The 1,416-nt window shown below is 37.1% G+C and carries 1 protein-coding gene; it reads left to right on the plus strand.

Features of this window, described 5'->3' with window-relative positions:
• The first annotated feature begins 276 nt into the window (after positions 1-276).
• Positions 277-1,338 (plus strand): suppressor of fused domain protein, encoded by a 1,062-nt coding sequence (locus V7014_RS24860; protein ID WP_335511416.1) that lies wholly within the window; start codon positions 277-279, stop codon positions 1,336-1,338.
• Positions 1,339-1,416 lie beyond the last annotated feature (78 nt).

Raw genomic sequence — 1,416 nt, forward strand, 5'->3', positions numbered from 1 at the left:
CTTTGTAATATATTATAAATTAGTTTACATAAGTATGTTTATAATGCTTAATTTGGAGTGGAAAAATGATAAATCATATTTAAAATATTTAGTCCTATATTCAACACTTCTTTTTTCTGAATTATTTGTAATAACATGGTACGATGTTATCGTTAGTGAACTTTCTTGTAATCAAAACGATAGAGGGAAATGACCTGTAACAGCTCCTTTCCTTATATCTTTGAGTGGGTATGTTAGAGATGTATTTATTTATAATCAAATAGGGGGAATAAAATTTTGAGTGAAGAAGTAAATACAACCGGTTGGGATGCCATTGATGAGGAGATGTCAAAAATTTATGGAGATCAGGAGCCCAAGCATTACGGAACCCTCATATCTTATGCATTGGGTGGTCCAGATCCATTGGAGGGGATTAGTGCCTACAAGTCGGACACACCAAATCCGCATTGGCATTTTGTAACTAATGGCTTTTCAGAGCTTTATGATAAAGAATCCGACAATGCTGATGAAAGTGGATATGGATTTGAATTAACTTTTCGATTGACCCGCAATGCAGATGAAGAAGAACCACCTGCATGGGCGCTAAATTTGTTACAAAATATGGGGAGATATGTTTTTAACACCGGTAATGTATTTAGAGCGGGTGATTATTTAGATGCGAACGGTCCTATATGCTTAGAATCTGATACTGATTTGATTGCGCTAGCTTTTATCAATAATCCCGAACTTACTACAATCGATACGCCAAATGGGCAAGTACAGTTTTTGCAGATGGTTGGCATAACTGGTGATGAACTTGAAGCGATGCAGGTATGGAATACGCTTGGTGTGCTTTCTACCTGTCAACAATATATGCCGCAATTCATAACAGATTTAGAACGCGATTCTCTACTGCGAATTCCTGCTGTTTCTGAAGTTGTACATACTAGAATGGAGCAAGATGGTTCAAGCACTGGCTTTTTATTTGTGAGTCAGTTGGAATGGGAGTCAGGTAAAAAAGGGTGGTTTAAGAAAACTCCTTCCACGCTCAAATTAGGCGCTAAGCAAGCTGAAATTATTGGAAAACTGCTCCGTGGCCGTATTACGAAAGGCAACAAACTGAGCCTCGTTGGACCTGATGTTCTGGTTGTTTTTGAGCCAGGAGAGAAATCAGACTGTATAGTTGAAGAGGGAGAAGTCCGGATTATACTAAATAATTTGACAGCCGCTGAGCTCAGCAAAATGTTACTCCCGAAGGAAACTGTAATTAAAATTCCTTCAATACAAGGTCTAATCATTCAAATTATAAAGACCAATATTACTGATAGTGAAGGTAATGTTGTAAAGATCATCGGGTAACATGTATTGTCAACATAAGATTGAGGAAAATCCAAATGATGTGAACTTCTCCAAATTATTAGACACAACTAATAATTG

Source organism: Bacillus sp. JJ722 (assembly GCF_036963345.1).
In the GTDB taxonomy this organism is placed as follows: Bacteria; Bacillota; Bacilli; order Bacillales; family DSM-1321; genus Bacillus_AD.